Genomic DNA, 21,712 nt, shown 5'->3' with positions numbered 1-21,712 from the left:
ATTCTATGTCCCGCCCCCCGCCGACCCGGGTTCGCCGGTCGCCGCCGTTTCCCATCGCCCCATCAGCGCCGCCGGGCCGTTCCCAAGGCGCTTAGCCCCGCAGTGCGCAGCACGAAGGTAGTCCAGTGAGCCATTTCGACACCGGCCTGATGTGGTTTCGACGCGACCTGCGCGCCAGCGACAACGCGGCGCTGCACCACGCGCTGCGCCACTGCCGCCGGCTGTGGTGCGTCTTCGTGTTCGACCGCGAGATCCTGGACCCGCTGCCGCGCGCCGACCGCCGGGTCGAGTTCATTCGCGAGTCGCTGGTGGCGCTGGACGCGCGGCTGCGCGAGCTGGGCGCCGAGCACGGGCACCCGGACACCGGGCTGATCGTGCTGCACGACCACGCCCTGCACGCCATTCCCGCGCTGGCGCAGCGCCTGGGCGCACAGGCCGTGTTCGCCAACCACGACGACGAGCCCGCCGCGCTGGCGCGCGACGCCCAGGTGCTGGGCGCGCTGGCGCACCAGGGCGTGCTGCTGCGCACCCACAAGGACCACGTGATCTTCGAGCGCCGCGAGGTGCTCACGCAAGCCGACCGGGCCTTCGGCGTGTTCACGCCCTACAAGAACGCCTGGCTGAAGGCGCTCACGCCCTTCCACCTCAAGGCCTATCCGATCGCCAAGCACGCGGGCGCGCTGGCGCCGCTGCCCGAGGGGCTCTCGCGCCCCGTGCCGGCACTGGAAGAGATCGGCTTCGAGCGCACCAACCTGGCGCAACTGCCCTTGCCCCCGGGCGAAGACGGCGCGCATCAGCTCTTCGACGATTTCCTGCAGCGCATCGACCGCTACGACGAGGCGCGCGATTACCCGGCGATCAAAGGCCCCAGTTACCTCAGCGCGCACCTGCGCTTCGGCACCGTTTCCATCCGGGCGCTGGCGTCCATCGCCCATGAGCTGCACGTCCAGGGCAACCCGGGCGCCAGCACCTGGCTGTCCGAACTCATCTGGCGCGACTTCTACCACCAGATCCTGGCCAACTTCCCGCACGTGGCGCAGCGCGCCTTCAAGCCCGCCTACGACGCGGTGCGCTACGAACACGGCAAGGCCGCAGACGCGCTGTTCAAGGCCTGGTGCGAGGGCCGCACCGGCTACCCCCTGGTGGACGCGGCCATGGCGCAGATCAACCAGACCGGCTACATGCACAACCGCCTGCGCATGGTGGTGGCGAGCTTTCTGGTGAAGGACCTCGGCATCCATTGGCAATGGGGCGAGCGCTATTTCGCCGAGCACCTGATCGACTTCGATCTGGCGGCCAACAACGGTGGCTGGCAATGGGCGAGTTCCAGCGGCTGCGACGCGCAGCCCTGGTTCCGCATCTTCAACCCCGTTACGCAGAGCGAGCGCTTCGACCCGCAGGGCCGCTTCATCCGGCGCTACCTGCCCCAGCTTGCCGAACTGCCCGACCATGCGATCCATGCGCCCTGGAAAGCCTCTCCAGTGGAGCTGGCCGCGGCGGGCGTGGAGATCGGCGTCCACTACCCTGCTCCGCTGGTGGACCACGCGCTGGCGCGGGACAAAACGCTCGCGCGCTACGCGGTGGTGAAAGAGACACCGGAAAAAGGCGCGGGCTGAGGCCAGCACAAACGAAGAACCCGGCACGAGGCCGGGTTCGGGTGGGAAGCATCGCGCCGCGGGTCAGGCGTCCGCGGTGGACCGGGCATAGCGCGCCACCAGCACAAGCAGTTCGTCTTCGGAGTACGGCTTGCCGAGGTAGTGGTCCACGCCCAGCTCGCGCGCGTGCTCGCGGTGTTTTTCAGCGATGCGCGAGGTGATCATGATCACCGGCAGGTCGGCCAGGCGCGCGTCGGCGCGGATGTTGCGCACGAGGTCGAAGCCGTCCATGCGCGGCATCTCGATGTCGGACAACACCACCGCCGGGCGCTCCACCTGCAGCCGCTCCAGGGCCTGCAGGCCATCGGCCGCCAACACCACGCGATAGCCTTCGCGCTGCAGCAGGCGCTGGGTGACGCGGCGCACGGTGATGGAGTCGTCGACCACCAGCACCAGCGGGACGCTGGCCAGCGCGGTGTCGGCACCGGCGTCGCCGCCTGCGGACGTGGCTTCCACGGGTTGCTGCTGCGACAACTGCTTCTGCACCCACTCGGGCACCTGTGGTCCATAGACCGAGGCCAGGGCCACCGGGTTGTAGATGAGGGCCACTGCACCCGAGGCCAGCACCGACATGCCCGCCAGGCCCGGCAGGCGCGACAGCTGCGCGCCCAGGTTCTTGACCACGACTTCCTGGTTGCCCAGCACCTCGTCGATGTGCAGGGCCACGCGCTGCGCCGCGCTGCGAAAGATCACCACGGGCAGCGTTCGGTTCTGCGGCTCTTGCGACTGCGCCGAGGACTGCAGGAGGGCCCCGCTCCAGAAGAAGGGCACGTCTTCGCCGCCGTGGCGGATGTGGCCACTGGCGTACGCAGCCTGCAACTCCGCCGGCGGCACGCGGCGCACCACCTCGACCACGTTGGACGGCACGCCAAACATGAGCTCGCCAGCGCGCAGCATCACCACCTGCGTGACAGCGGTGGTCAGCGGCAGCACCAGCTTGAACGAGGTGCCTTGCCCCGCGCGCGTCGATGTTTCGATGCGCCCACCCAGGGCAAGCACGTCGCTGCGCACCACGTCCATGCCGATGCCGCGACCCGCGAGCTCCGACACCTCGCGTGCGGTGCTGATGCCCGCCTCGAAGATGAGCTGGGCCGCCTGTTCATCGTCCAGTTCCGCGCCGGGCGCCAACAGGCCGGCTTCGCGCGCCTTCTCGCGAAGGCGGTCGAGGTCGATGCCGCCGCCATCGTCGGCGAACACCAGCGACACGTCGTTGCGCTCCTGGTGCAACTGGATGTCGATGCGGCCTTCGGCCGGTTTGCCGCGCTGCCCGCGCACCTCCGGCGCTTCGATGCCGTGCGCGACGTGGTTGCGCAGCAGGTGCTCGAAGGTGCCGGTCATGCGGTCCAGCACGCCCCGGTCCATTTCGATGTTGCCGCCCGTGATGTCGAGGCGGACCTGCTTGCCGGTTTCCTTGGACGCCTGACGCACCACGCGGTACAGGCGCTCAGAGATGCCCTCGAACTCCACCATGCGCGTGCGCAGCAGGTCGCGCTGCAGTTCGCGTGTCTGGCGCGCCTGGGCCACCAAGTTGTCTTCCGTGGCTTCCACGGCGCGCTGCAGGTTGCGCTGCAGCGTGGCCACGTCGTTCACCGACTCGGCCATCATCCGGGTGAGTTCCTGCACGCGCGTGAAGCGGTCGAACTCCAGGGGGTCGAAGGACTGGACGTGGTCGCGCGCCTGGGCGAGCCGCGACTGCATCTGCGTCTCGGCCTGCAGTTCGATGTCGCGCAGCTGCTGGCGCAGGCGATCGAGGTTGCCCGTGAGGTCCTTGAGCGAGGTGCGCAGCGTGACGACCTCGGCCTCCATGCGCGAGCGCGAGATGATCACCTCACCGGTCTGGTTGACCAGGCGGTCCAGCAGCTCGGGTCGCACGCGCACGGCTGCCGCACTGCGCGCGGCGAGCTGGGCGGGCGCGATGGGTGCGACGAACTGGGCACCCAGGGCGTTCGTCGTGGCTGCAGGCTTCTCGCTGGCCTGCTCCTGGGGGGCATCCACGCCCTCCGGGGGGGCGACCAACTGTGCCTCAGGCGCGGACTGCACCACCGCGCCGGTCTGCGCGTCGGGGTGCCTCAGTGCCTCGAAGCGGGCCGCGATGGCGTCGAAAGCGCTCTGCAACACCTCCAGATCGCTGGCGCGCTGAACGTCGGAGCCCAGACGCTCGGCCGCCGTCTCCATGCGGTGGGCCATTTCACCCAGGCGCAAGGCACCCGCCAGGCGCGCACTGCCCTTGAGCGTGTGCAAGGCGCGCAGCACTTCACCACGCGCGGCACCGTCTTCCGGACGGGCGCTCCATTGGCGCAGCGCGGATCCCAGCTGCGGCAGCAGTTCCAGCGCCTCTTCCTCGAAGATGGGGAACAGGTCGACGTCGATGGTGTCGACGGCGTCGATGTCGTCGTCGATGTCCTGATGGACCGCGCCCGACGGTTCGGCTCGCACAGGCTCGTGAGCGACGGGAGGCTCGCGGTCGGCAAGCGGCTGCGGCGCAGGCACGACGGTCTCTTCAACCACGGGCACCGACACATCGACGGCAGCGGCCGATGCGGGCTCGTCATCAGCGGGCAGCAGCTCGATGTCGTCGGTGACGGTGAGGAAGACGTCGTCGAGCGCGCTGCTCGGCGCGGTGGCCGGTGGCTCGCTGAAAGCCAGGGGATCGTGCACCACCCGCACGAGCGCCGCGAGCAGATCGGGATTGGCCTCCTTCAAGAAGCCGGCGGCGAACTGGTGCAGGAGACGACGAACGTCTTCGCCGGCGTCCACGAACAACTGACCGAGGGCGGCCGACGCCTCGTGGCCCGCGCGCTGACGCACGGCCACCGAGCCCAGTGCATGCTCCAGTGCGCGCGCAATGCTGGACAGCGACTCAAAACCGACCGTGCCCGAACTTCCGGCCAGGGAATGTGCCAGGGCTTCCGCCGATTCCGGCACCGGCGCATGGGTTTCCAGCGCCCACTCCGACAGCCCGGTGTTCAGGCGACGGGACCACTCGTCAGCCTCGTTGAGAAAGACGTTGTAGAGCTTGTGGCCAATGCGCAGAGGGCCGATTTCGCGCATCGGCTCCTCGCTGGGCACGTCGACCACCAGCGCGGGCTGGGCGACGGGCAGCGGCGCCGGGGCCGTGAGCTCGATCTCCTCGATCTCGGCGAACCCGGATTCAACCGCCTCGCGCGGAAAATCTTCCAGTTGATCGAACTCGGGCGGCACCGTGGGCGTGGCCGACGGTGCCAGCGCATCGGCTTGCGCAACGGGCTGATCGATCGAAACTTCACGGGCTTCCACCGGCGCGGGCTGAGCCGTTGCCGCCAGCAGATCGAGGTCGATATCGGCCAGCAGCGGTACGCTCAGCGCGTCTTCGGTCAAAGGCTCGGGCATGGGCAGGTCACCCAGACCGGTGGATGGTCCGGCGGCATCATCCGTGGACGCCGGTTCGACCGGCTCCTCCAGGGGAACGTCCACCGCTTCGACGACCACCACTTCAGGCGCCTGCAAGGGCAACCACATACCCTGAACGCGCAAGGCCTCGGCGCTCGCGCGGAAGGGCTGAGAACGCCAGGCTCCCGCCTGCTGCGCGGCGATGTCCCGCACCCAGCGTTCAAACTGGTCCAGCGATTCACCCGACAGGCCGAGCAGCGGTTCGTTGGCGGGTCGTTGCTCGGCCAGCACGGCGTTGAGCAACTGCTCCATCGCCCAGGCAGCCTCGCCGAATTCGTTGAGACCCACCATGCGCGAGCTGCCTTTGAGCGTATGAAACGCGCGGCGCAGCGTGGTCAGGTGGTCGAGGTCGGAGGGCTGCTCGCGCAGGTGCGACACGGCTTCGCGGCCATTGGCCACGACCTCGCGCGCTTCCTCCAGGAAGATGTCGAGCAGATCGTCTTCGTCGGTGCCATCGTCGGCGGGCACATCGATCGCGGGGGCAGCGGGTGCCTCAGCGACGGCGGCCTCGGTCAGTCCGACCAAGGCCTGCGCGCCGACCATGGCGTCATCGCGCACCACGGCTTCGGCGGCCTCGCGCGCCGCCTTGGCCACGGCGGGCTGCTCCGCCAACGCGGCCTGGTCGGCGAGCGAGTCCAGTTGCTGGCTCAAGCCGCTGAGATCGTCGAGGCCGCCGAACACGCTGTCCACCACGCGCCGCACGCCCTGCTGCAGCGCCTCGGCATCGTCGCGAGCCGGTTGCGAGCGGTCGCGGCCCACGCTGGCACGGCCCATGAGCGGCACCAGACCGCCCTTGTCCTCGTCGAAGACGAAGAGCTTCTTGGCCAGCGACGGCTGATAGCTCAGCATGTCGACCAGGAAGCTCAGCGCGCTGAGGTTGTCGCCCAGTTGCTGGAAGGTGCCGGCTTCACGCGCCAAGGCCTCGTCCACCTCGGTATCGAGGATCTGTTCAACGCTGGCACGCATGCGGGTCACGGCCTGCACCGCATGGTCCAGGCCCAGCACGGACAGTACGCCGCGCATCTGCGCCAACTGGGTGACGGCCACATGAAGGCCGGCTTTTTCCTGCGGCTGGCGGAAGAACTGGTCGAGCGACTTCTCGACCTCGCCCAGCGACACCTTCAGCTCATCGACCACGCTGCCCATCGTCTGCCGGTCGCTGATGCGCCGGTAGAGCTGCTCCATCCAGTCGTCCAGCGGGCGGGCAGGCTTGCCTTCGATCACGCTGGTCAGGCGCTGCGCCAGTTCCTGGGTGCGCACGGCGAGCTCGGGCTCGCTGGGGTCGAAATCCTCGAACGCGGCCTCCAGGTACAAGGTGGTCGTGGCCACCTCCATCGCCAGTTCCGGCCGCACACCACCCGGCTCGTTCACCGCGCGGTCAGTGGCCTTGACAAGGGCCGACGCCAAGGGCGCGCTGGGCGCGTGCAGCTTGAGCAGCGATTCGCCGATCAGGCCGAACTGGTCGCCTACCTGGCGTGCCCGCGAATTGTCGCCACCCGAGAACAGCGACCAGGCCTCCTTGGCTGCCTGGATGCGCTTGCGGGCCTGCGCCAGCACGGCGGGGTCGTAGCGACCCAGGGTGGCCTGGTGGTAGTCGGCCGGGCGGTAGCGGTGCAAGCCATAGGCCTCGCGCACAGCCTCCAGGTGCTGGGTGGCGACGCCGGCAGGGACTTGGCTCTGGGCGCAGAAGAACAGCAGGTCGTGAAGCAGGGTTTCAGACACCTGGCCCGTTCGCGACGCCAACTGACCGAACTGCATGAGCAGCCGCGATGCCGCGCGCTTCACGTAGACGTCGAAGGGCAAGCCCTGCACCGCCGCCGACTCGAAGAAAGCGGCAGCCACCCGCCAGAAAGTGCGCTGGCGAGGCTCCTCCATAGCGGCGGACAAGCCACCGCAGAGTTTGGCCAATTGCTGGCAGGCCGCGGCGCTTTGCGTCTTGACCACCAGCAGCGTCAGACGGTCGAACAGCGAACGGACCGCCGGGGTGACCTCCAGCGCCTTGGCGTTGGGGGGGGCCGGCACATCGATCGCACGGTGATCGAAATCCCACAGATCCGAAGGGTGCACACGCTCCGCGCCCGCCAGCTCAAGCACCTCGCGGTACTGATGGAACAGGGCCACCGGCTGCACTGCCTTGTGGTTGAGGACGGCTTCGAGGTACTCGATCAGCGCGAAGCTGGCCCGCTCGACCCGAGCCGCCGCCTGTTCATCACAGATTTCGGGCTTCTGAACGAAGCGCTGAACCGCGGACTCCATGCCACGCAGCACCTGCGCGGGCGCGCCCAAGCCAACGACTTCCAGCGCGCCCACGGCCTGGTGCAGTTGCTGGCGCGCCATGCGCAAGGCCGCCGGATCGACCGCCTCCAGATCGCCGTGGCGCGACTGCTCGTTCTCGCGCACGAATCGCCGAATGGCCTTGTTGGCCGCGTCGAGCGATTTGCGCAACTCTTCGAAGACCCAGGCCAGTGGCCCGAGATCGGTGTTGGGCAAGTCCTGGAGGGCGGTTTCGGGCGCTTCGGTCATGGGGATCCCTGAAGGGTTCGACGTGGCCGGTGTCAGGCGATCTTGAATCGGGCCACCGATTGACGCAGTTCCTCGGCCATGGCCGACAGCTCGCGCACCTGTTGTGCCGTGGTGCGCGTGCCTTCGCCCGTTTGCTCGGTCACCGCAAAAATGTGCTGAATGCTGCCCGCCACCTCGTTGGCCGATTCGGCCTCGCGGGACGCGGCGGTCGAGATCTGCTCAATCAGATCCGCCAGTCGACGCGACACGCGGTCGATTTCGGACAGCGCGGTGCCGGCGTTGTCGGACAGCCTCGCTCCCGCGACCACACCCTGGGTGGAGCGCTCCATGGCGGCCACCGCATCCTGCGTGTCGGTCTGAATGGCTTTCACGAGCGCAGCGATCTGGCGCGTGGCGTCGGCCGAGCGTTCGGCCAGTCGCTGCACCTCTTCCGCCACCACGGAGAAGCCACGGCCCGCTTCGCCCGCGGAGGCCGCCTGGATGGCGGCATTGAGCGCCAGCACGTTGGTCTGTTCGGTAATGTCCGAGATCAGCTCGGTGATCTCACCGATCTCCTGCGACGACTCACCCAGCCGCTTGATCCGCTTGGAGGTTTCCTGAATCTGGTCGCGGATGGCGTTCATACCGCCAATGGCATCCTGCACGGCCTGCAGACCGGACTCGGCGGCTTCCAGGGAGGCGCGGGCCACCTGGGCCGATTCCTGCGCCTGGCTGGACACCTGGTTGATGCGCTGCGCCATGTCGAGCACCGACTGGCCGGTTTCGCGAATCTCGCGCAGCTGCTCGGTGGACGCCGCGAGCAGTTCGGTTGAGGTGTTCTCCACCGCCGACGTGGTTTGCGCCACCCGCGTGGCCGTGGCCTGCACGTTGCCCACCAGCGACCGCAGTTCTTCCACCGTGTAGTTCACCGAGTCGGCGATGGCGCCGGTGATGTCTTCCGTCACGGTGGCTTCCTGCGTCAGGTCGCCTTCGGCCACCGTCTGCAGTTCGTTCATCAGGCGAAGAATGGCCGCCTGGTTGGCGTCGTTGACGCGCTTGGCTTCCTGCTCCTGGGCTTCAGCCGCCAGCCGCTGGCCTTCGGCCATCATCTGGCGCTGCCGGCTGTCCTGCAGTTGCACGTAGGCCAGGCCACCCGCGCACAACAGCGCGAACACCGTGGACAGCGCCAGGGCCAGCAGTTGACCACCACCCAGGCCGGAGCGACCGGACAGATCCTGTTGCAGCTTCTCCAGGCCTATGCGCAGCGCCTCACTGTCCGCGACGATGGCGGCCTGCGCCTCGCGTGCGGCCACGAGGCCTTGCAGGTTGCCCAGAATGGCGCCGGCCTCGACACGGGTTTCCTCGTAGCGCTGCAGCAGCACCTGCAGTCGTTCACGCACTTGCGGGTCGCGAGCGGCCACCAATCGAAGTTCGTCGCTGCCCTTGAGCAGGCCGTCCGCGACCTCCTTGAAGGTGATCAGGTCCTTGCCGAGCAGGAACACGGCCTCGGGGCTCACACCCTCCAGCGTCAGAAACTCGTTGGCCGACTTGCCGATGCGCTGCGTCAGCATCACCAACTGACCGGAAGCGGAAATTTCGGCCGCGGGTGCGTTCTGCTGCAGCTTGAGCGAGGAAATCGTTTCGGCGATCTCCAGCAGGTCGGACGACTGGCGGTTGATCGTGCGCAGGGCGGCGCCCACCTGCGTCAGCGTGGCCTGCTGACCCAGCACGGCCGATGCGTTGCGCTCAGCGGCGTCGATGCGCGGCAGCAGCTCGTCGAGCGCTCCGCCGTATTCAGGGCCCAGCGGTTCGATCGACATGTTGCTGTCGCCCTGCTTGAGACCGCGCACGCTGGTGGCCAGAACGCTGGCACTGTCTCGCACCTCGGGGAAGGCCGTCGGGCTGCCGACCAGTGCCTGAGACACGCTCTTGGCCAGACGCTGGGACTGCATGAGGGCCTGACCGCTGGCCGCCACCTGCTGGCTGATCTTTTCCGCCTGGCTCAGCACAAAGAACGTGATCGCACCGAGCACGAGCAGCGCGAACGCCAGCAGCACCGCCAGCGAACGCTGGTGCTGTTCGGCCGGACGACGCCCGAGGATGGGCAACGACACCAGCGCGTCCTTGACGACCTCACCATCGTCCTCGGTGATCAACAAGTTGTCGTCGATATCCCCCGAGTGGGCGTCAGGCGCCAGCCGGGCCGCGGCGAGTTCGGCGATCTCCTGATCGGTCACACCGGCCAGGTCAGGCTCATCCGCCTCCTTGTTCTTCTTGGAGAACAGCCCTTGGAATCGATCAAGCGTGGCCATGGTTTACCTTCCAACTCACAACAGGTGAACAAAACGTCGGGTGCCGGGTATCGGCTTCGTCAGGCCGCAACGGCCAGGAATTCGGGTTCACTCACGAGCAGTTGCAGGTCCAGCTCCTGCCAGTCCTGCCCTTGCGCATCGACAAGAACACGGGTCACATAGCCAGGCGCCTCGGCCGGGCGCTCACCCATGGCGTTGAATGCGCCGGGATTGCGCAGACCCAACAAGCGGTCGATCCACAGCACGGCGTTCAGTCCCAGCGCGCCATGCAGACTCACCAGACGGGATTCGGATGTGATGCGCTCGGCCGGGCGCGCCGATCGACGCACCGATCCTTGAACGAGGTCCGCGAGATCGACCACGCCGTGCAAGCCGCCGCGCAGATTGGCCACACCGACGTACCACGACTTGGTATACGGCACGGCCTGCACGGTTGACCATGGAAAGATCTCGCCGGACTGCACCAGGGGAAGCAGGTAACGACGGCCCCCCGCCTCAATGGCCAGCCACGTTGCAGTCAGCGCCTCGGATTTCGCAGCCGTGAGACGCTGAGCCAGCCGTTCCTGGAGTTCTTTCAGCGACTGTCGTTTGGCCATGCTGTTGGTGATTTGGGTTGCGCGTCAGGCCAGCGCGCGGATCTTTGAAAGCAGCTCTTCGCCGTTGACTGGCTTGGTGACGTAATCGCGAGCGCCTTGGCGCATGCCCCATACGCGATCCGTCTCCAGGTTCTTGCTGGTGCACATGACGATGGGGATGCTCGAATACTGCGGATCACGCGTGATGGCACGCGTCAACTGAAAGCCATTCTGGCCGGGCATCACCACGTCCATCAAAATGAGGTCGGGCTTTTCCTCACCAAGACGACGAAAGGCCTCGTCCGCATTCTCGGCGGTGCGCACGGTGTAGCCATTTTTGGTCAACAGATCCGACAGGACCATGAGCTCGGTCTTCGAATCGTCGACGACGAGGATCTTGTGGATGGGCATCAGGAAACTCCGTTGAGGTTGGCACCGAACTGCTGCACGGCTTGCAGCAGTTGGTCTTTGGTGAATGGCTTGGTGAGGTAGTCCTGGGACCCGACCATGCGGCCGCGCGCCTTGTCGAAGACGCCGTCCTTGGACGAAAGCATGACAACCGGAATGCCCGCGAAACGGGCGTTGCGCTTGATGATCGCGCAGGTCTGATAGCCATCCAGCCGCGGCATCAGGATGTCGCAAAACACCAGATCGGGCTGATAGTCGTTGATCTTGGCCAGGGCGTCGAAGCCGTCATCGGCCAGCAGCACCTCGTGGCCACCCTGCTTGAGGAAGATCTCGGCGCTGCGCCGGATGGTGTTGCTGTCGTCGACGACGAGAACCTTCAGGGCAGGCGATGCACTCACGATGGACGGACTCCTCACCACTATCGCGGCCGGCGCGGCCTTCAGCCGCCCCGGACACGGAACAACGGATCGACAGGCCGTCGGGCCGACGTCCGATCAGATTTGAACCATCTCGAAATCTTCCTTGCGGGCTCCACACTCGGGGCAGGTCCAATTCATTGGAACCTCGGCCCAAGGGGTGCCCGCAGGCACGCCGTGCTCGGGTGCACCTGCTGCTTCGTCATAAATCCAGCCGCAGATCAAGCACATCCAAGTCTTGCTATCGCTCATGGTTTTTGTGGTCTGTATCGTAGAATGCAACGATTGTATCCAGCCTGTTCAAGCGCTCTGCGGCGTGATTTCACAGGCGAATGGCCGGCGTTAGATGCCCTGGCACCACAGTGCCAGCGAGCCGGCGCAGCCCGCACAATTCCCTCATCATGTCCGATCCCGCCGATTCATCCGTCGACCGCGAGGCCACGACGGCCCCAGGCGAGTCCGCCCTGCCCTGCGTGATGACGTTCAACGCCAACGATCCCAGTGGGGCCGGTGGCCTGAGCGCCGACCTCACCGCGATGGCCAGCGCGTCGACCTACATATTGCCGGTCGTCACCGGCGCCTACGTGCGCGACACCTCCGCGATCCGCGACCACTTCAGCCTGGACGAAGAGGCCGTGGTCGACCAGGCGCGCTGCGGGCTCGAGGATATGCCCGTAAGGGCCATCAAGGTCGGATTCGTGGGCACCCCCGAGAACCTCAGCGCGGTGGCCCAGATCACCAGCGACTACACCGAGGTGCCGGTGATCACCTACATGCCGGACCTGTCCTGGTGGGATGAGCTCGACATCGAAAACTACCTGGACGCCTGCACCGAACTGCTGTTGCCGCAGACCACGGTGCTGGTCGGCAACCACAGCACCCTGTGCCGCTGGCTGCTGCCGGAGTGGGAGGGTGATCGCCCACCGGGCCCGCGCGAGGTGGCACGGGCTGCCGCGGTGCACGGTGTGCCCTACACCCTGGTGACCGGCTTCAATGCAGCAGACCAGCACCTCGAGAGCCACCTGGCCTCACCCGAAACCGTGCTGGCCACCGCCCGCTATGAGCGTTTCGAGGCCACTTTCGCCGGTGCCGGCGACACGCTGTCGGCTGCGCTGTGCGCCCTCATTGCCACCGGGGCCGACCTGCAAACCGCCTGCGCCGAAGCGCTGACCTATCTGGACCAGTGCCTGGACGCCGGCTTCCAGCCGGGCATGGGCCACGCCGTGCCCGACCGCCTGTTCTGGGCCCACGACGACGAGCCCGCGCCCGATGACGAATCGCCTGCCGACCCGGCCGCGCCCGACAGCGCACTGGACGCCGGTGACTTCCCCCTGGACACCACCCGACACTGACCTCATGCCCGATCGCAATCTGGACCTGTTCGAGCGCGCCAAGACCCTGATTCCCGGTGGCGTCAATTCGCCGGTGCGCGCCTTTCGCGCCGTCGGCGGCACACCGCGCTTCGTACAGCGCGCACAAGGCGCCTATTTCTGGGACGCCAACGGCCAGCGCCACATCGACTACATCGGCTCCTGGGGTCCGATGATCCTGGGTCATGGCCACCCAGCGGTGCTCGAGGCTGTGCAAAAGGCCGTGCTCGACGGCTTTTCATTCGGCGCCCCTACCGAGCGCGAAGTCGAACTGGCGCAGGCCATCGTCGAACTGGTCCCGAGCCTGGAGATGGTGCGGCTCGTGAGCTCGGGCACCGAGGCCGGCATGAGCGCAATCCGCCTGGCGCGTGGCGCCACCGGCCGGCGCAAGATCATCAAGTTCGAGGGCTGCTACCACGGCCACGCCGATGCACTGCTGGTGAAAGCCGGCTCGGGTCTGGCTACCTTTGGCAACCCGACGAGCGCGGGCGTGCCGCCCGAGGTGGTGCAGCACACCCTGGTACTCGAATACAACAACCTCGAGCAACTCGAAGCCGCTTTTGCCGAGCACGGTACCGACATCGCCTGCCTGATGATCGAGCCGATCGCTGGCAACATGAACCTCGTGCGCGCCAGCGTGCCTTTCATGAGGCGCTGCCGCGAGTTGTGCACGCGGCACGGCGCCCTGCTGGTCTTCGACGAGGTCATGACGGGCTTTCGCGTGGCCTTGGGCGGCGCGCAGAGCGTCTTCGCGAAGCTGATCCCCGGCTTCGAGCCGGACATGACCGTGATGGGCAAGGTCATTGGCGGCGGCATGCCACTGGCGGCCTTCGGCGGCAAGCGCGCGGTGATGGAGCAGCTCGCGCCGCTGGGACCGGTTTATCAGGCGGGCACGCTGTCGGGCAACCCCGTGGCCACGGCTTGCGGCCTGGCCACGCTGGCCGAGATTCGCAAGCCCGGGTTCTTCGAAGCCTTGTCGGTGCGCACGCGCCAACTGGTGGATGGCCTCAAGGCCGCGGCTGACCATGCGGGCGTACCCTTCAGCGTGGACGCCGAGGGTGGCATGTTCGGTTTCTTCCTGATGCACGAGTTGCCGCAGAACTACCAGACCGTCATGAAGACCGATGGCGCGACGTTCAACGCCCTGTTCCACGGCCTGCTCGATCGCGGCGTCTACATCGCGCCCGCGCTGTATGAGGCCGGCTTCGTGAGCGCGGCCCACAGCGAGCAGGACATCGCCGACACCGTAGCGGCGGCGCGCGAGGTGTTCAAGACGCTTTCTCGAGCGGCGTGACTTGTCGAGAGTCGCCGCGGAACCGGCTTTGCTGGGCCGCAGGCGACGCCCCCTGGAAGGGGGGAAGCGGCCCGCAGGCCGCTGCGGGGGTCAGTGCCGAAAATGCCGCACCCCGGAGAACACCATTGCCACACGGCGCTCGTTGGCGGCGTCGATGACCTCCTGGTCGCGCATGGACCCACCGGGCTGGATCACGCAGCTCGCGCCAGCGTCGACCACCACGTCCAGGCCATCGCGGAACGGGAAAAAGGCGTCGCTGGCCACCGCCGTGCCCTGCAGAGAGAGTTGGGCGTGGCCCGCCTTGATGCTGGCGATGCGCGCCGAGTCGAGGCGGCTCATCTGGCCCGCCCCCACGCCCATGGTCATGCCGTCCTTGCAGAAGACGATGGCGTTGGACTTGACGAACTTGGCCACCTTCCAGGCGAACAGCAGGTCATCCAACTGCTGCGGCGTGGGCTGCAGCTTCGTCACCACCTTCAAGTCTTCGCGCTGGAGCACGTGGTTGTCGGCCGACTGGATCAGCAGGCCCGAGCCCACGCGCTTCACGTCCGACAAGTTCAGGCCCTTGTCCCATGCAGTGGGCCCACCCGGCGGCAGATCGATTTGCAGCACGCGGACATTGGCCTTGGCCTTGAACACCGCCAACGCCTCGGCTGAGTAGCCCGGCGCCATGAGCACCTCGACAAACTGCTTGCTGATCGCCTCGGCCGCGGCACCGTCGAGCGGGCGGTTGAGCGCGATGATGCCGCCGAAGGCGCTGGTCGGGTCGGTCTGGAAGGCCTTCTGGTAAGCCTGCAGCGGGCCGCTGCCCACGGCCACACCGCATGGGTTGGCGTGCTTGACGATCACGCAGGCTGGTTCGTCGAAGCTCTTGACGCATTCCCAGGCGGCATCGGCGTCGGCGATGTTGTTGTACGAGAGCTCCTTGCCCTGCAGTTGCTTCGCGGTGACCAGCGAACCGGGCGCGGGGTACAGGTCGCGGTAGAACGCGGCCGTCTGGTGAGGGTTCTCGCCGTAGCGCAGGTCCTGCAGCTTGATGAAGCGTCCGTTGGCCTGCGCCGCGTAGGCGTTGCGCGCCGGCACCTCGGCGGCTTCGTCGAACTCGATGGACGAGAGGTAGTCGCTGATCGCGCCGTCGTAGTTGCTGATGCGGTTGAACGCCGCCACCGACAGGGCGAAGCGGGTCTTGTCGCCCAGCTTGCCGCTTGCCTTGAGTTCCTCGACCACGCCATCGTATTGCGCGGCGTCGGTGAGCACCGCCACATCCTTCCAGTTCTTCGCGGCGCTGCGCACCATGGCCGGGCCACCGATGTCGATGTTCTCGATGGCGTCCGCCAGCGTGCAGCCTGCCTTGGCCACCGTGGCCTCGAACGGATAGAGGTTCACCACCAGGATGTCGATGGTCTCGATGCCGTGCTTGCGCAGCGCGGCCATGTGCTCGGGCAGGTCGCGCCGCGCCAGCAGGCCGCCGTGCACCTTGGGGTGCAGCGTCTTCACGCGGCCGTCGAGCATTTCGGGAAAACCGGTGACCTCGGCCACCTCGGTCACGGGCAAGCCCTGCTCGGCCAGCAGCTTGGCGGTGCCGCCGGTGGAGAGCAGGGTGACGCCGAGCGTGTGCAGTGAACGGGCGAGGTCGACGATGCCGGTCTTGTCGGAAACGGAAATGAGAGCGCGCATGGAGATACGGGGAAGGTTGGGAATTCAGTCGAGAAGGCCGTGGTCGAGCAGCTTCTTGCGCAGGGTGTTGCGGTTCAGGCCCAGCCATTGCGCCGCGCGTGACTGGTTGTATTGCGCCTGGGCCATCACCACCTCCAGCAGGGGGCGCTCCACCGCCTTCAACAGCATGTCGTGCAGGTTGGCGGGCTCTGTGCCGTCGAGGTCGCGGAAATAGGCCTCGAGGCTGTCGCGGATGCACTCGTCCAGCGTATTGGTCTTTTTCATGCGGCCAGCTTCCAGTCGGCGATGGCGCCGAAGTCCGCATCGATCCAGGCATCGAAAGTCTGGCTGACGACACGGCGTTGGTCATCGATGGTGTGGGTGGCGTTGACGCCCGCGCGAAAACGCGCGGCCTCACCGGGCGGCAAAGGCAGCGACTGCACGTACCAGCCCAGGTGCTTGCGCGCGCTGCGCACGCCCGTGCTCTCGCCGTACAGGTCGTAATGGTCGTCCAGGTGCTCCAGCAGCCAGGCCTTCACCTGCGACAGGCTGGGCGGCGGCAGGTGCTCGCCAGTGGCGAGGAAGTGGGCGATCTCGCGAAAGATCCAGGGTCGGCCTTGCGCGGCGCGGCCGACCATGATCGCGTCGGCCCCGGTGCGCCGAAGAACCTCGCGCGCGGCCTCGGGGGAATCGATGTCGCCATTGGCCACGACGGGGATGCGCACGCGGCTCTTGATGTGCGCCACGGTATCGTGTTCGGCTTGGCCCTTGTAACCCTGCTCACGCGTGCGGCCATGCACGGTGAGCATCCGCACGCCAGCGCTCTCCGCCGCCAGGGCCAGCACGGGCGCGTTGCGCACCGCGTCGCACCAACCGGTGCGCATCTTGAGCGTGACCGGTACGCCGTGCGGCTCACAGGCCCGCACCACGGCCTCGACGATGCCGATCGCGAGGGCCTCGTCCTGCATGAGCGCGCTGCCCGCCCACTTGTTGCACACCTTCTTGGCCGGACAGCCCATGTTGATGTCGATGATCTGCGCGCCGCGGTCAATGTTGTAGCGCGCGGCATCGGCCATGGACTGCGGATCGGTGCCCGCGATCTGCACCGAAATCGGCGCAGGTTCGCCGTCGTGATTGGCGCGGCGCGAGGTCTTGAGGCTGTCCCACAGCTCGCGCCGGCTGGTCACCATCTCGCTCACCGCGTAGCCCGCGCCCAGCCGCTTGCACAGCTTGCGGAAGGGCCGGTCCGTCACACCGGCCATGGGCGCGACGAACAGGGCGTTGGGCAGGACATGGGCCCCGATCTGCATGGCGTGGCAGGAACTGGCGTGACGGTTCTTGGACGGGAATGCCGGGCGCAGTCCGGCGGCGGAGGGCGGATTGTATCTGCCCAAATTTTCAGCAGAAAACCGAGCGAGCGGAGCGCATCCGCGCCACTTTCTCGGCCACCGAGCCGAGTGGCGTCGGGGAACCCGATGCCCACGCCTGCAACCCAGACATCGCAGCGGCTCCCACGAGCGGCCTCGACGGTTCGACCTTCGATCCATTCGATCTTTTCATCCGCTGCACCGTTTCATCCGCCACCAGAGACCCATGCCTCACAAAACAACCGACAGCTCACACTCCTCGAGCCGCAAAACGGTCAAGTTCCAACAGCACCAGAGAAAAGTCCAGCCGACTTTGAAGAAGCCGTCGGTGACAGGTGGTACGCCCGCCCGGCGCACCCAACGCCTAGATCGCGTGCAAAGCACCAGCCAAGTGGTGCGACTGGCCAAGGAGATCAACTTCAAGAAGCGCCCGACCGCCCCTACCGCCGCCAATATCAGCGGCCTGAAGACGACGGTCGCCACGCTGGCGTTGGGCGCCAACTACGCCAAGCAGGCAGTCGACGATGAGGACATCACGCGCCTGACCCGCCCAGGGCACGAACACCCGGACTGGCAGGCTTTTGCCAAGAAGACAAAGGCCACGTTGCCGCAGCGCCGAACGGCGGAGCAGCAGGCGCAGATCACACGGTCTCGCCTGGCGGCGAACGAGGAAGACAACAAGTTGCCCGTGGCCGATCGGGTGGAGAAATACATCCGGGAGGCGAATGAAGCCAAGCGGCGGAAGGCTGCCGCACGAGCGGCCCAAAGCAAATTGGAAGTCCTGACCTCCGGCCTGGAGACCCGCCGCGATCCCGATCTGGAGCAAGCGGAGCAGGCATTGACCGCAGGGGAACGCCGGCTCGCCCCCCTCTTGCGCTCGGTCCGGGACGCTTTCCAGTGCAGCAACGCGCTTTTGCTGCTGATAAGCCCGGACACCCCCGAGGCTCGCGCGCTGTCCACCGCATTGAAGACCGCCCTACAGGAGCAGGAGGAGGACATCACACTGCGGGCAACGTCCCCGGACGATCTTCCCGGGCAATTGCTGGTGCAGCCACTTATCCGCCTGAAAATGCTCACGGACCAGTTCGAGGCGCACTGGGGCGCTGCGACGCAAGCTCAGCAAAAAATCGAGGCCACCAGGGCGGCGGGGGGGGAGCCGACGGCGGAGCAACTCGATCTCGTGCGCAACACCCGGAACGTGCTTCTAGCGTGTGCCACGGAAATCATCAACACCTCCGACAATACCTTCCACCGCCTGCTCACGGTAGGCAAGCTGTTCGTCGGAGAAAGGAACTTGCCTGCCGACCAACTGCAAGCGGTGCAAACCTACGGCGAGAAACTGCTGACCTACGCCGCCATGCTGGCCTTGCCTAGCAGCCCCCAGATGCAGTTGAAGACCATGGCGCTCGCGGTCGTCGAAGCCGACAAAGCCACGACCAAGGCGCATGCCCCGGAGAGCGTGTCCACGGTCCGGTCGGACGATGCGGTCGCAGCCACGGGCCAGGCACCCCAGCAGGCGGCCAAACCTGCGCCCAACAACAAGCGTGGTGAGCGGGCCAACGCGCTGGTGGCCGTGTACGGCCTGACGGCGAGCCCCATTCAAATGGCCGGCGGCCGGATCAACAGATCGCTGCCCCCCTTGCCACCCTTACCCGCCGCCACCTGACGGCGACATCCACGGATCCGCCAGCGCGCGGGCCTTGGCATCGATGACACAATCCGCGCGGCCCACCCGCCGCGCCCATGCCCCCCTGGTTTCAGCACCTCGCCCAGTTGCTTGCCCTGCCCGAGTACGGTCTGACGACCGTATTCGTCGTGGCCTTCGTCTCGGCGACGCTGCTGCCCATGGGCTCGGAGCCAGCAGTGTTCGGGCTCATCAAGCTCAACCCCGAGCTCTTCTGGCCCGCCGTGCTGGTGGCCACTGCGGGCAACACCCTGGGCGGCGCGGTGAGCTGGGCCATGGGCCTGGGCACCCACCGGCTGGTGGACCGCGCGCGCGGTGACAGCACCGAACTGCGCGCCCTGCGCTGGCTTGAGCGCTTCGGACCCAAGGCCTGTCTGCTGAGCTGGCTGCCCGTGGTGGGCGACCCGCTGTGCGCGGTGGCCGGCTGGCTGCGCTTCCCTTTCTGGCCTTGCCTGGCCTACATGGCGATCGGCAAGTTCGCGCGCTACCTCTGCATGACCGCCGCCCTGCTGTGGTTCTTTCCCGAAAGGCTTCCCCTGTGAGCCGCGACGCCCTGCCCCACAGCCTGTGGGCGCTGATGGTCGGCAACTTCGTCATCGGCACCGGCGTGATGGTGGTGCCGGGCACGCTCAACGACATCAGCCAGTCGCTGGAGATCTCGGTGCCGCAGGCGGGGCAGTTGATCACGGCGGCCGCCATCCTCATGGGCCTGGGCGCGCCACTGTTCGCCGGCCTGGTCGCCGGTTGGGACCGGCGCCGCCTGCTCACGTGGTCGCTGATCTGGTATGGCCTGCTGCACGCCGCCTGTGCGCTGGCGCCGAACTACGCGGCGCTGCTGCCCTTGCGCGTGCTGGCAGTGGTCTCGCCGGCCGTGTTCACACCGCAGGCGGCGGCCTGCATCGGCTTGCTGGTACCCCCGGAGCAACGCGGCAGGGGCATCACCTTCGTGTTCTTGGGCTGGTCGGTGGCGTCGGTGATGGGTATGCCGCTGGCGGCCTGGATCAGTGGTGTGCTGGGCTGGCGCTGGGCCTTCGGGCTGGTCGCAGTGATGGCGCTCGTGGTGAGCATCTGGGTGTGGCGCGCCATGCCCGACGGCGTGCGGCCGGCCGCGCTGTCGCGCGAATCCTGGGGCCAGGCCCTGGGCTCGGCGCCGCTGATGATGGCCGTGGGCGTCACGCTGCTGTCGGCCTTCGCGCAGTTCACGCTGTTTTCGTACTTCGCGCCCTACTTCGCGCAGACGCATGGCCTGGGTGGCGGCGGTCTGTCGCTGCTCTTCCTTTGGTTCGGTTCGTTCGGCTTGCTGGGCAATGTGCTCATCTCCCGCTCCATTGACCGCATGGGCGCACCACGCGCCGTGCTGATCACCCTGTGTCTGATCGCACTCTCGCTGCTGGCCTGGCCCCTGGGACGCGGCTCGGTCTGGCTGCAGGCGCTGGTGTTGGTGCCTTGGGCGCTGGGTTGCTTCTCCGCCAACTCAGCGCAGCAGGCGCGGCTGGTGCAACTCTCACCGCCGCTGGCACCGGCGACGGTGGCCTTGAACAGCTCGGCCATGTATGGGGGGCAGGCGCTGGGGGCGGCGCTGGGTGGGGTAATGATCGCGCAGGGACTGATGCTGGATCTGCATTGGGCGGGGATGGTGCTGGCCATCCTGGCCATCGGGCTGAGCGCATGGGCAGGAAATCGAGCGGTGATGGCCAAGCACTGAGGTTCTTGCATATGGGCTCGGAACCTTCTGCCGATGCTCACCACATACCGGTTCCGCGTCCTCAATACGCGCGTGGAATCTGGCCATTGGAAACGGTGGACTAGGCCATTGCCAACGCGTCGCCTGCTGAACTGGACGACGCCACTCGGCACTCAGACCACAGGTAACGGCCACGCCGCGAGCAAGGCCCAGCAGCCCATCCACAGACTTCATCGAAGGACCGTCATATGCCCAATCCTGTTCAACGCGCCATTGCCCATGTGCGGCAGCAGATCAATGTTCACAAAAGCAATACCGAGGTCAAGGCAAAGGCCACGCACGCCACGGACGAGTACCAAGCGCAGAACTTTTATGACGCCCTGGTGGTGCTTCATCACAAACATGGAGACGGGAAGAAGCTGCACATCAATCACGGCAAGACTGGTGCCTACCTGTCGAAAAATGTGCCGAATTGGGTAAAGAAGCTGGTCTATCACGGCAAAAGACAAAGCCGATCGGAAGTGGTGCAGTCTGTAGCCGACAAGGGCTTGAATTCAAACAACCCGTTGGCACAGCAGGCCGCGAAAGACCTACTCGCGCTGACCAGCGGCGGCCTCGTCAACGGCCCCGAACTCCGGACGACCGCATGGACCATCCAGAATCCGGGCAAGCCCAATCCCTATGACGAGATGGAGTTGAGTACTCCCCAGTTCGACGCTGGCCTGGACGAGGCGTATCGCAAGGATGTTGAGCAGGGCGCATTCGACGAGGCCGACAGGCTGCTCGCCCCAGCGCCTTCGTCGACAACTGTGCAGGAAAACGACACCGATGAAGACCTTATTGCCGAGATCACCGACGCGATGCGCATGGTGCTCCCCTCCCAAACGAAGGCCGCGATTGACACGACAAACAGCGAGGTCTCGGATTCCCTCGTGGATGGAGGTCGCGTCCGTTTTGCCCCCACGCTGCTGAGGAACCTGCCGCAGCCTCCGGAAGTGGAAAGCGATCAGCGCTTGAGTGATCTGGACAAGTTGAACTACTACCTGGACAAAACCAATCTGCTGGACCAAGTCGGCAAAGGTGATCGCCATGCGTTGATCGAATACCGAAGCGAACTGCTGAAAGACGAGGAAAAGAGGCAGCAGACCGTCTGACAAAAACTGCAGCCGGACGGCAGGCACTCCCTGATCCGTCCATCACACGGCGTGGCGCCTTCACAAGAGGCAGCCACGCTTTGTCATTGCATACCTGACTCAAGCCATCCCACCCGAGCGCAGGACCGCTCTCGCCCGTGACGCCAGCATCGGCCGATCGTTCTAGCCTCACAACGAGTCGAACCAATCGCCCCGCCCCGGTACTC

General features: G+C 66.6%; 16 protein-coding genes. 7 read left to right on the top strand and 9 right to left on the bottom strand.

The annotated features are described in order from the left end of the window. Positions 1-149 precede the first annotated feature (149 nt). Positions 150-1,616 carry a deoxyribodipyrimidine photo-lyase gene (locus VLG41_RS08690; protein WP_325349058.1) on the top strand — a complete coding sequence of 489 codons (1,467 nt, stop codon included), beginning with the start codon at positions 150-152 and terminating at the stop codon, positions 1,614-1,616. Between the two features lie 63 nt (positions 1,617-1,679). On the opposite strand, the gene VLG41_RS08685 is transcribed toward VLG41_RS08690, so the two are convergent. From VLG41_RS08685 to VLG41_RS08660, 6 genes are all read right to left on the bottom strand, one after another. Continuing rightward, positions 1,680-7,607, bottom strand: coding sequence for an Hpt domain-containing protein (locus VLG41_RS08685; protein ID WP_325348994.1), 5,928 nt, complete (start codon positions 7,605-7,607; stop codon positions 1,680-1,682). Positions 7,608-7,639: 32 nt separating this feature from the next. Next, positions 7,640-9,898 (bottom strand): methyl-accepting chemotaxis protein, encoded by a 2,259-nt coding sequence (locus VLG41_RS08680; protein ID WP_325348993.1) that lies wholly within the window; start codon positions 9,896-9,898, stop codon positions 7,640-7,642. A gap of 59 nt (positions 9,899-9,957) precedes the next feature. Further along, a complete protein-coding gene (locus VLG41_RS08675) occupies positions 9,958-10,494 on the bottom strand; it encodes a chemotaxis protein CheW (RefSeq protein ID WP_325348992.1) in 537 nt (178 codons plus the stop codon). A 24-nt stretch (positions 10,495-10,518) separates the two neighbouring features. After that, positions 10,519-10,884, bottom strand: coding sequence for a response regulator (locus VLG41_RS08670; protein ID WP_009517771.1), 366 nt, complete (start codon positions 10,882-10,884; stop codon positions 10,519-10,521). Beyond that, on the bottom strand, positions 10,884-11,279 hold the full coding sequence (locus tag VLG41_RS08665; protein WP_009517772.1) for a response regulator: 396 nt from the start codon (positions 11,277-11,279) through the stop codon (positions 10,884-10,886). The genes VLG41_RS08670 and VLG41_RS08665 overlap by 1 nt, the downstream gene beginning before the upstream one ends. Positions 11,280-11,375: 96 nt before the next feature. After that, a complete protein-coding gene (locus VLG41_RS08660; RefSeq protein ID WP_081921962.1) occupies positions 11,376-11,549 on the bottom strand; it encodes a rubredoxin in 174 nt (57 codons plus the stop codon). Positions 11,550-11,698: 149 nt separating this feature from the next. Between VLG41_RS08660 and thiD the strand changes: the two genes are divergently transcribed. Then, positions 11,699-12,649 (top strand): bifunctional hydroxymethylpyrimidine kinase/phosphomethylpyrimidine kinase, encoded by a 951-nt coding sequence (gene thiD, locus VLG41_RS08655; protein ID WP_325348991.1) that lies wholly within the window; start codon positions 11,699-11,701, stop codon positions 12,647-12,649. Between the two features lie 4 nt (positions 12,650-12,653). Next, positions 12,654-13,961, top strand: coding sequence for a glutamate-1-semialdehyde 2,1-aminomutase (gene hemL / locus VLG41_RS08650; protein WP_325348990.1), 1,308 nt, complete (start codon positions 12,654-12,656; stop codon positions 13,959-13,961). Positions 13,962-14,051: 90 nt separating this feature from the next. Here hemL and purH read toward each other — a convergent pair whose 3' ends face one another. From purH to dusB, 3 genes are read right to left on the bottom strand one after another with little or no spacing between them, the layout of a single operon-like run. Continuing rightward, a complete protein-coding gene (purH, locus tag VLG41_RS08645; RefSeq protein WP_325349057.1) occupies positions 14,052-15,644 on the bottom strand; it encodes a bifunctional phosphoribosylaminoimidazolecarboxamide formyltransferase/IMP cyclohydrolase in 1,593 nt (530 codons plus the stop codon). 18 nt (positions 15,645-15,662) lie between these two features. Further along, positions 15,663-15,902: a Fis family transcriptional regulator gene (locus tag VLG41_RS08640; protein WP_291020520.1), complete on the bottom strand. Its 240-nt coding sequence runs from the start codon at positions 15,900-15,902 to the stop codon at positions 15,663-15,665. Next, entirely contained in the window at positions 15,899-16,927 is a 1,029-nt protein-coding gene (gene dusB / locus VLG41_RS08635; RefSeq protein WP_325348989.1) for a tRNA dihydrouridine synthase DusB, read from the bottom strand. Before dusB ends, VLG41_RS08640 begins: the two co-directional genes overlap by 4 nt. Positions 16,928-17,357: 430 nt before the next feature. On the opposite strand from dusB, the gene VLG41_RS08630 reads away from it, so the two are divergent. From VLG41_RS08630 to VLG41_RS08615, 4 genes are all read left to right on the top strand, one after another. Further along, positions 17,358-18,650 (top strand): hypothetical protein, encoded by a 1,293-nt coding sequence (locus VLG41_RS08630; protein WP_325348988.1) that lies wholly within the window; start codon positions 17,358-17,360, stop codon positions 18,648-18,650. 77 nt (positions 18,651-18,727) lie between these two features. Then, entirely contained in the window at positions 18,728-19,210 is a 483-nt protein-coding gene (locus VLG41_RS08625; RefSeq protein ID WP_325348987.1) for a YqaA family protein, read from the top strand. Next, positions 19,207-20,373 (top strand): MFS transporter, encoded by a 1,167-nt coding sequence (locus tag VLG41_RS08620; RefSeq protein WP_325348986.1) that lies wholly within the window; start codon positions 19,207-19,209, stop codon positions 20,371-20,373. Before VLG41_RS08625 ends, VLG41_RS08620 begins: the two co-directional genes overlap by 4 nt. Positions 20,374-20,600: 227 nt before the next feature. Beyond that, the gene (locus VLG41_RS08615; protein ID WP_325348985.1) at positions 20,601-21,506 is read left to right on the top strand and encodes a hypothetical protein; all 906 of its coding nucleotides are present in this window, start codon (positions 20,601-20,603) and stop codon (positions 21,504-21,506) included. Positions 21,507-21,712 lie beyond the last annotated feature (206 nt).

This window comes from Hydrogenophaga sp., assembly GCF_035481345.1.
Taxonomy (GTDB): domain Bacteria; phylum Pseudomonadota; class Gammaproteobacteria; order Burkholderiales; family Burkholderiaceae_C; genus Hydrogenophaga.
This window is presented reverse-complemented; position numbering and strand designations above follow the sequence as displayed.

Bases quoted from the DNA above. Each gene is read 5' to 3' on its own strand.
- dusB (WP_325348989.1), bottom strand. From the start codon at position 16,927: ATGCAGATCGGGGCCCATGTCCTGCCCAACGCCCTGTTCGTCGCGCCC.
- VLG41_RS08670 (WP_009517771.1), bottom strand. From the start codon at position 10,884: ATGCCCATCCACAAGATCCTCGTCGTCGACGATTCGAAGACCGAGCTC.
- thiD (WP_325348991.1), top strand. From the start codon at position 11,699: ATGTCCGATCCCGCCGATTCATCCGTCGACCGCGAGGCCACGACGGCC.
- VLG41_RS08615 (WP_325348985.1), top strand. From the start codon at position 20,601: ATGCCCAATCCTGTTCAACGCGCCATTGCCCATGTGCGGCAGCAGATC.
- VLG41_RS08680 (WP_325348993.1), bottom strand. From the start codon at position 9,898: ATGGCCACGCTTGATCGATTCCAAGGGCTGTTCTCCAAGAAGAACAAG.
- VLG41_RS08690 (WP_325349058.1), top strand. From the start codon at position 150: ATGTGGTTTCGACGCGACCTGCGCGCCAGCGACAACGCGGCGCTGCAC.
- VLG41_RS08685 (WP_325348994.1), bottom strand. From the start codon at position 7,607: ATGACCGAAGCGCCCGAAACCGCCCTCCAGGACTTGCCCAACACCGAT.
- VLG41_RS08625 (WP_325348987.1), top strand. From the start codon at position 18,728: ATGCCCCCCTGGTTTCAGCACCTCGCCCAGTTGCTTGCCCTGCCCGAG.
- VLG41_RS08640 (WP_291020520.1), bottom strand. From the start codon at position 15,902: ATGAAAAAGACCAATACGCTGGACGAGTGCATCCGCGACAGCCTCGAG.
- VLG41_RS08675 (WP_325348992.1), bottom strand. From the start codon at position 10,494: ATGGCCAAACGACAGTCGCTGAAAGAACTCCAGGAACGGCTGGCTCAG.
- VLG41_RS08660 (WP_081921962.1), bottom strand. From the start codon at position 11,549: ATGAGCGATAGCAAGACTTGGATGTGCTTGATCTGCGGCTGGATTTAT.
- hemL (WP_325348990.1), top strand. From the start codon at position 12,654: ATGCCCGATCGCAATCTGGACCTGTTCGAGCGCGCCAAGACCCTGATT.